We start from the raw sequence: 1,207 nt of genomic DNA, 5'->3' as shown, positions 1-1,207 counted from the left end.
CCGTCCTTAATGGAGAAGGACGGTCCGGATAATTCTAGGTGCTTCCGGACACTTAACCAAGAAAAAGGGGAATACGACATGAAGCGAATGATCATTGGAACTGCGATTTTGGCGCTCGCAACTTCAGTTGCCTACGCCGGAGACATCGGCGTTACGATTTCCCATAGCGACTCGAACCTGGCGGTTCTGGTGCAGGGCATGAAGGACGAAGCTGCAAAGCTAAACCAACCCCTGCAGATCGAATTTGCCGAAGGCGACGTCAACAAGCAGCTATCGCAGGTACAGAACTTCATCGCCGCCGGTGTCGATGCAATTGTCGTCAACACGGTGGAAACCTCGGCGACGCCGACGATGACAAAGATCGCTGCAGATGCTGGCATTCCACTCGTCTACGTCAACAACACGCCGAGCGACGTGAAGGATCTCGGGCCGAAGGCGGCATTTGTCGGCTCGGATGAGTATGTTGCTGGCACTTTGCAAGCACAGGAAGTCTGCCGTGTTCTGAAGGAACAGGGAAAGACGCAAGATGCAGGCATCCTCATCATCCAGGGCATCCTGGCAAACGAGACGGCAGTGTTGCGCAGCAAGGCGATCCATGACGTCGCAGCCAAGTCGGAATGCAACTTCATAAAGATAATCGATGAGCAGTCGGCCAACTGGGATCCGGTTAAGGCCCAGGACTTGATGACGAACTGGATCACTGCGGGCTACAAGCCGGTGGCTGTGCTTGCCAACAACGACGAAATGGCCATCGGCGCGGTTAACTCGCTGAAAGCTGCCGGTTGGAATATGAACGATGTCCTCGTCGCGGGCATCGATGCCACGAAAGAAGCAATGCATTACATGAAAAATGGTGAGCTTCACGTCACAGTGTTCCAGGACGCACTGGGACAGGGCGCCGGTTCAGTCGACGCGGCTATCAAGCTTGCCAAAGGCGAGAACGTCGTATCGCCGATGTGGATACCCTACGAACTCGTAACCCCGGCAAACGTCGAAAAGTACCTCGCCAAGAACTGATCGCCGACTTGCTGCAGGTGTGCTGCTCAAGGCACATCTGCAGCCAACGCGTCGATACACAAAAAGCAGAAGGTTCAGCACAATGACGACAACACCTGGAGCCACTGTTGTGGCGGAGAAGCGGGTTGCGAAGCGCAAGTTTCGCAGCGAGATGTCTATGGCACTGGTGCTTGTCGGCATTGCCCTTGTT

At 54.8% G+C, this 1,207-nt stretch carries 1 protein-coding gene; it reads left to right on the top strand.

Going from position 1 to position 1,207, the window contains the following annotated elements; all coding sequences use genetic code 11:
• The first annotated feature begins 78 nt into the window (after positions 1-78).
• Entirely contained in the window at positions 79-1,017 is a 939-nt protein-coding gene (locus tag AC6CHM_RS25090; protein WP_498176064.1) for a substrate-binding domain-containing protein, read from the top strand.
• Positions 1,018-1,207 lie beyond the last annotated feature (190 nt).

Source organism: Phyllobacterium sp. GQ127 (assembly GCF_059758635.1).
This window is presented reverse-complemented; position numbering and strand designations above follow the sequence as displayed.

Coding starts and splice junctions, on each gene's coding strand:
- AC6CHM_RS25090 (WP_498176064.1), top strand. CDS start 79: ATGAAGCGAATGATCATTGGAACTGCGATTTTGGCGCTCGCAACTTCA.